The organism is Clostridium frigoris (assembly GCF_018861865.1).
In the GTDB taxonomy this organism is placed as follows: Bacteria; Bacillota; Clostridia; order Clostridiales; family Clostridiaceae; genus Clostridium_AD; species Clostridium_AD frigoris.
On record NZ_JAHLDV010000002.1, the window covers coordinates 216,083 to 222,659 of the forward strand.

Sequence of the window (6,577 nt, forward strand, 5' to 3'; positions counted from 1 at the left end):
AAGGTACTTAAATATTATTTTAATATAAAAATCGTTATTAAAGTTTGTCTTAATTAATAAATTTAATGCCAAAAGAAAGAAAGAAAGAAAGAAGGAGATACAAACGGGAACTTTAATGGTTTTTATCATAGGAGTACTACAAATTACTATACTTGATTTAACATTATCTGGTGATAACATTGGGGTTATAGCACTAGCAACCAAGAACTTATCGCCTAAATTTGCAAAGAAAGCTAGTTTTATAGGAATAGCAGGAGCAATAGGATTAAGAGTATTATTTGCATGTATTATTACTCAAATAATGGCTATACAGTGGTTACCGATTAAGTTAGTTGGTGGAATTGTTTTAGTAAAAATTACATGGGACTTTATTAAGCCTGAATCTAAGGAAGTAGAGTGTAATGTAAAAAAAGCAGATAGATTTTGGGGAGCTGTAGCTGTAATTATTATTGCAGACATTAGTATGAGTCTTGATAATGTAATTGCAATAGCAAGTACAGCAGATGGCAATGTTTTATTAATTGTTATCGGTATTTTAATAAACATACCAATAATTTTTTACGGAAGTCAATTTGTTGCAAACTTAATGAATGATCACCCAATTGTTATATTTATAGGGGGTGCAATATTAGCTCACACTTCATTTAAAATGATACTCGAGGATAATATAACAATAAAATATTTAGGACTTTCAAATACAGTTTCAGTGATAATCCCATGGGTTTTTGCTATTGGTGTATTGTTGTATGGATACTTAGCGATAAAAAGGTCAGAAAAAGGAAAAACAGCGTTAGGACACAATACATAAGAGAGAATATTTATAAAAAACTGTACTTAATAGTACAGTTTTTTTGTTATAATAAAATTAATACTGAGATGAAATATAGAGATTATAGTGATAACATAATATTAAAAGGAGAGGATAATAATGTCAAAATGTATATTTTGCAATATCAATGAATCTGAAATAATAGTAGAAAATAGGTATGCAGTTGCAATACTCGATCATTTCCCAGTAAATAACGGCCATTGCCTAATAATAACAAAAAGGCATTTTGCTAACTTTTTTGAGGCAACTGAGGAAGAGATTAAAGCAATATATAAATTAATGCATGAGGTGAAACAGATGTTTGATATTCAATACGAACCAGCTGGATATAATATAGGTATTAATGTAGGAACATATGCGGGGCAAACTATAAACCACTTACATGTGCATTTTATTCCTAGATATATAGGTGATGTGGATAATCCAAGAGGTGGGGTAAGAAATCTAAAAGAGGCTTTGGTTGAGTATGATGGATAGAAATTGATGAGAAATAAATATTACTTCAAAATTCCATGAAGTAATATTGTAATCATCTCATTCATCGCATCTTTCATTGTCATGTTATTTTTGCTTAAGAATTTGTAATCTAGAAATGTGTTACTGACACTTTCTAAGATGGAACTAATAAGCTTTAGATTAATATCATTCCTTAAAAACCCTGATTCCATAGAGTCTTTTAATGTAGTTTCTATGAGCTTTAATTTAAAGTCTTTTAAATCTTGGATTTTATTCCATTCGTCATAATAAAACTTATGTGCTTCATCTAGTATATTAATGGGAAGTTTATATTTATGATAAGAAAAAATTATTGAATTCAATTTATCTTCTAAGGAACCATCTTTATTTATAGCCTCAATAGAATAATTTTTATCACTTTCTATTATTTCTTTGAAATATTCCAATATAATATCATCTTTACTTTTAAAATGTTTATATATAGTTTTTTTACTCATTTTAAGTTCTAAAGCAATTTCATCCATAGTAAATTTTCTTAACCCATGTGTCTGTATCTTTTGGGCGGCAATTTTCATTATTATTTCCTTCATTTTATACCTCGCTATCCTAATTTTACTTTCCTTAAAGAGTTCTTTTTAGTTTTTTTTACAGTAAATAGGCCTATTATACATATTACTATTATTAAAAATAGAGCACTGCTTTTGTGATTACTCCATAAGATACCTGTGATAACCGAACCTACAAAAGATCCAACATATTGAAAACTATTTATTATTCCATTTGCCGCTCCTCTATAGCTATTTTCTGCAATATCATTAGCTGCAGAAGGTATTACCGTAGCTAGTAAAATATATCTTGTCATAAATAATATGCTGCCTATCAATATAAAGTAAAATGATTGGGTTTTAAAATAAAAACATATACCTATAGCACTTAAAATGAATGCTAGCATAATTAAGTTTGAACTGTAACCTTTTTCAACAAATATAATAGATTTTCTCATAAATATTATAGCTATAATTACGGCAGGCATAAAAATTTTCCACATGCCACTAGTGCCAGTGATTTTTTCAAGATATATGGGAACTATATAAAATACAGATACCATTATATAATTATTTAAAAATCCTGCTAAATTAAGTCCTAAAAATTCTTTGCTTCTTAATAAAACTTTTATGCCTTCACCTATCTTAATTTGATTTTCAGGTATTGCACAAGAACTCTCATCATGAGTTTCTTTTAAGAAAAACAATATAATAATCCATACTAAGGAAATTAAGAGTGCACATACAAGAAACATTTGTCTTACAGATATATAGTTATTAATCAAAGGCCCTAAAGCAAAGGCTGATGCTGCAAAAAAACCAACAATCATTCCTAAAATACTTAAAGCACGAGGGCCTTTTTTATTATCAACACTACAAATAAGCCAGGAATAGCCAGATGCAAGGATAGCTCCACTCCCTTGCAAAGCTCTAGCGAAAATAAGCATATATATACTTTTAGCAAGAAAGGCAATAACTAGCCCTATTATTACTTGCAAAAGTCCTATTAAAATTACACGTTTATTTCCAATTTTATCACTCCATATGCCAAAAGGGATTTGAAAGATAGCTTGTGTTAGTCCAAAAATACCAAGGGCTACCCCAGCTAAAGTAGCATTACTATAGCTTAAAGTTCTACTGTAGGTTGAAATAAATGGCATAACTATAGTCATTGCCATTTGTCTAATTCCTAAAGCTAAACTTATTGTAATTAAAAAAACAATTCATTTCGGGTAAATATTTTATCGTTCATATTAATACATCACCTTTCAACTTGGAAACTATAAAAACCAAATTAGTTTCTTGTTGAAAGTATATTTCTTATTTGCGATATTGTCAACATAAGTTAATTATGGGTAATATTAAATTGAGTTTTAATATAAACTATTATAATAAAATACTATGGAAAAATAATTTATAAAATTTAATGAACTTGATGTTAATATCTTTATTTTATGAATATATTAGTAACACAATCAAACGCTTAGGAATAATATATAGTGCTTGCTAATTTTAGTATTAGTTAAATAATAAATTTTGGAGGTATAAAATGAGTTACACCAATAAAGAGGGTCAACCACAAGGTATTGCGAAAATTGATACTAATAAGCTAAGGGAAATATTGATAGCTGAAATTATTGCAATAAATGGTTATGCAAAGCATATTGCAAATTCAAATATGATAGAAATAAATGCAGTTTGGAACCATATATTAAAAGATGAAAAAAAACATTATGGTATGATTCTTACACTACTTCGTAAGTATGACCCTTGTGAATATAAGGGGTATTTAGACCATAAAGACGATAAATCAGAAAAGGTATCACCTATGCAAATATATAAAGCAAATTTCGATAAACAAATTATACTAAATGACATAAGAGAAGATATAAAAGGTGAATTTGAAGCCGTAATTCTCTACGAACATCAAATAGATACCATTCCATATCATGATATCAGGCGTACATTATATTCAATAATTAATGATGAGAAGGAACATGCTGAGCATTTGACCCAAATTTTATTGAAATATGATGAGGATGACTATGACGATCTTGAATAAAGCTATGATAAAACAACATCCGCTAATCAATACTTTAATTAATAAATCCCAAGGCTAAAGTTAAGTAAAAGTTAAATATATTTTAAGATTATAAGTATATGTGTAAACGTTTAAAGGGTTTTGCATATATTTATAGAATATTATCATTAGCCTATTATTTTAAATAACTTAATAAGGAGATAATGTAAATGGATAATAATATAAAAGCAAATAAAACGATAAAGGCTACATTAAAGAAATTAGAGTCAAGTGTAAGTGAGTATGAGCATTATGATGGAAAAATAAATAGGGATCCTGTAGAAAAGAAAACAGGGGTTGTCGTATATGATTATAGAGATATATTAAAAACAATGGAAAATAATTAAAAGTAATTAAAAGTAATAATAAAACAATGGGACATAAAATACATTAAAGAATTATTGTAAAGCTTCCACTTAATAATATATTAGTAATATAACTAACCATTAAAGAATAGTATATAATAGTTGTTAATTTTACTGTTATTTAAATAATTAATGCTTTAGTTAGAAAATATAATTAAAAGTAGGAGGGGTAGCAGGTATGAGTTTATTTAAAAACATAGTGAATAATGTTGTAGAAGATATTGAGTTCGTGGAAATCACAGATGAAGATAGAAATATTATAAGACAAGCGAGGTTTATAATATTAGATACGACAATTATATATAACGAGGAAGAAGATTTTTATTATACATTGGCTACATGCATTAATGAAAAAAAAGAAATAGAAACAATAAGTATAGAAGGGTTTGGTATACATGAAAATGTAATAGAGTTTAAGGGAGCATATATTGATTATGAGGAGTATGAAGAAAATTCAAAAATAAATTATACAGGAACAATATATCATTTGTAAAACTTAAAATATATTACAACATATAGGAAATGTAATGGATTGATATTTAATGTAATCCACTATATTTTTTTTGTTTTTTAGGGCCTATTTTTGAACAAGTATAACGTTATACATTTATAATATTGTTTTTTATGGTAAACTTTACATTAGATGAAAATAGATACAAAAATTAAGGTAATATTATTGGGGGATAAAATATGAAGGTATTAAAATCAAAAAGTTTTATTTTAGGTTTATCACTTATCTTGGTACTATTAAATGGGTGTGGATCACAGGAGACTACTAAGAAACCTGTAATTTATTTGTATCCTACATCCCAGCAAACGGTTAGTGTAAAACTTGCGTATAAAGGTAAACTTACTTGCACTTATCCAGAATATAAAGATGGATGGAAAGTAAAAGCTGATCCGGATGGGACATTAACTAATATTTCGGATAACAAAGAATATTCATATTTGTATTGGGAAGGAGTTTCTGATAATAAGTGGGACATGTCTAAGGGGTTTGTAGTAAAGGGGAATGAAACTGAAAAATTTCTTCAGCAAAAGCTCAAATACTTAGGATTAACACCAAAAGAATATAATGAATTTATAGTGTACTGGCTTCCTATTATGAAAGAGAATAAATATAATTTGATAACATTTGCTGGAAAAGAATATGCTAGTTTAGCTAAGCTTAATATAACTCCAAAGCCAGACTCTATGTTAAGAATAATGATGGTTTTTAAACCCTTAAGTAAATCTATAGATGTAAAAAAGCAAGAGCTAAAACCATTTATAAGAAAAGGATTTACTGTTGTTGAATGGGGTGGAACTGAGATAAAGTAATATTTAATATTGTACTTTTTTAGAAGGAGATTAAATTATAATCCCAAGGGTGTATGAACAATTAGAAGAAAAAAAAGAGCATCGGTTAGAATTAAAATAAAAAGCGAGGAGATATAAATGAGAAAATTTGGACATGCTATTTTTGATATGGATGGAACCATGATGGATTCTATGCAAGCATGGAAAAATCTTGGAAGAGATTATTTGATAGGAAAGGGAATTAAAGCACCAGAAAATTTAAATGAAATCATAAATGCTATGTCCATGACAGAATCTGCAAATTATTTTAGAGGGGAATTTGGAATCAGAGATAATGTGTTGAAGATTATTTCCGACATTAATGAAATTATTGAAGATATGTATATGTATGAAATACCATTAAAACCGTATGCTAATGAATATCTTTTAAAACTTAAAAGGGAGGGTGTAATTATGTGTGTGGTTACAGCTGCCCCTTTACAACTAGCAAAGGCAGCACTAAAACGTCTTGAAGTGTTAAAATATTTTTCTTTTGTGGTATGTTGTGATGAGGTTGGAGTTGGCAAAAGTGAACCGGATAGTTATTATCTTGCGACAAAGAAAATGGGAGCGGATATATCAGATGTTGTGGTTTATGAGGATGCCGACTATGCAATGAAAACAGCAAAGGATGCTGGCTTTTATACCATTGGAGTATATAATGAAGGAGCAGGCAAATCGAAAGAAGAAATGCAACTACTTTGTGACAGATATATAGACTCTTTTGAATGTTTGTTGTAGCAAACAGGAATAATGGATGGTGGCACTAAGATGAAGAAAGTACTAAAATCAGTATTCTAAGTTACAATTGGAAAATGTAAACACCAACCAAAATACATGTTACATTTTGGTTGGGCCTGTAAATAATTTTGTGTAAACAGAATAAAATGTACTCTTTCTTGGCAATAATTGAGATAAGTAATTATCAAAGATTGTAAGGAGGAGTATTTTTATGTCCAACATT

9 protein-coding genes are annotated in these 6,577 nt (G+C 28.3%); 7 read left to right on the forward strand and 2 right to left on the reverse strand.

Annotation, left to right across the window (positions count from 1 at the left end; all coding sequences use genetic code 11):
• The first annotated feature begins 115 nt into the window (after positions 1–115).
• Both KPL37_RS01915 and KPL37_RS01920 read left to right on the forward strand, forming a co-directional pair.
• On the forward strand, positions 116–808 hold the full coding sequence (locus tag KPL37_RS01915; RefSeq protein WP_216145594.1) for a YjbE family putative metal transport protein: 693 nt from the start codon (positions 116–118) through the stop codon (positions 806–808).
• Positions 809–928: 120 nt separating this feature from the next.
• The gene (locus KPL37_RS01920; RefSeq protein WP_216145595.1) at positions 929–1,306 is read left to right on the forward strand and encodes an HIT family protein; all 378 of its coding nucleotides are present in this window, start codon (positions 929–931) and stop codon (positions 1,304–1,306) included.
• 20 nt (positions 1,307–1,326) lie between these two features.
• Here KPL37_RS01920 and KPL37_RS01925 read toward each other — a convergent pair whose 3' ends face one another.
• Entirely contained in the window at positions 1,327–1,875 is a 549-nt protein-coding gene (locus KPL37_RS01925; protein ID WP_216145596.1) for a TetR/AcrR family transcriptional regulator, read from the reverse strand.
• 11 nt (positions 1,876–1,886) lie between these two features.
• Positions 1,887–3,008 (reverse strand): MFS transporter, encoded by a 1,122-nt coding sequence (locus KPL37_RS01930; RefSeq protein ID WP_216145597.1) that lies wholly within the window; start codon positions 3,006–3,008, stop codon positions 1,887–1,889.
• A gap of 371 nt (positions 3,009–3,379) precedes the next feature.
• On the opposite strand from KPL37_RS01930, the gene KPL37_RS01935 reads away from it, so the two are divergent.
• From KPL37_RS01935 to KPL37_RS01955, 5 genes are all read left to right on the forward strand, one after another.
• On the forward strand, positions 3,380–3,892 hold the full coding sequence (locus tag KPL37_RS01935; RefSeq protein ID WP_216145599.1) for a ferritin family protein: 513 nt from the start codon (positions 3,380–3,382) through the stop codon (positions 3,890–3,892).
• 188 nt (positions 3,893–4,080) lie between these two features.
• Entirely contained in the window at positions 4,081–4,257 is a 177-nt protein-coding gene (locus KPL37_RS01940; protein WP_216145601.1) for a hypothetical protein, read from the forward strand.
• Positions 4,258–4,453: 196 nt separating this feature from the next.
• The gene (locus tag KPL37_RS01945) at positions 4,454–4,768 is read left to right on the forward strand and encodes a hypothetical protein (RefSeq protein WP_216145603.1); all 315 of its coding nucleotides are present in this window, start codon (positions 4,454–4,456) and stop codon (positions 4,766–4,768) included.
• Positions 4,769–4,965: 197 nt separating this feature from the next.
• Positions 4,966–5,595, forward strand: coding sequence for a hypothetical protein (locus KPL37_RS19635; RefSeq protein WP_246578089.1), 630 nt, complete (start codon positions 4,966–4,968; stop codon positions 5,593–5,595).
• 117 nt (positions 5,596–5,712) lie between these two features.
• The gene (locus tag KPL37_RS01955) at positions 5,713–6,354 is read left to right on the forward strand and encodes an HAD family hydrolase (RefSeq protein ID WP_216145605.1); all 642 of its coding nucleotides are present in this window, start codon (positions 5,713–5,715) and stop codon (positions 6,352–6,354) included.
• Positions 6,355–6,577: the final 223 nt, after the last annotated feature.

Bases quoted from the DNA above. Each gene is read 5' to 3' on its own strand.
- KPL37_RS01915 (WP_216145594.1), top strand. From the start codon at position 116: ATGGTTTTTATCATAGGAGTACTACAAATTACTATACTTGATTTAACA.
- KPL37_RS01920 (WP_216145595.1), top strand. From the start codon at position 929: ATGTCAAAATGTATATTTTGCAATATCAATGAATCTGAAATAATAGTA.
- KPL37_RS01925 (WP_216145596.1), bottom strand. From the start codon at position 1,875: ATGAAGGAAATAATAATGAAAATTGCCGCCCAAAAGATACAGACACAT.
- KPL37_RS01930 (WP_216145597.1), bottom strand. From the start codon at position 3,008: ATGGCAATGACTATAGTTATGCCATTTATTTCAACCTACAGTAGAACT.
- KPL37_RS01935 (WP_216145599.1), top strand. From the start codon at position 3,380: ATGAGTTACACCAATAAAGAGGGTCAACCACAAGGTATTGCGAAAATT.
- KPL37_RS01940 (WP_216145601.1), top strand. From the start codon at position 4,081: ATGGATAATAATATAAAAGCAAATAAAACGATAAAGGCTACATTAAAG.
- KPL37_RS01945 (WP_216145603.1), top strand. From the start codon at position 4,454: ATGAGTTTATTTAAAAACATAGTGAATAATGTTGTAGAAGATATTGAG.
- KPL37_RS19635 (WP_246578089.1), top strand. From the start codon at position 4,966: ATGAAGGTATTAAAATCAAAAAGTTTTATTTTAGGTTTATCACTTATC.
- KPL37_RS01955 (WP_216145605.1), top strand. From the start codon at position 5,713: ATGAGAAAATTTGGACATGCTATTTTTGATATGGATGGAACCATGATG.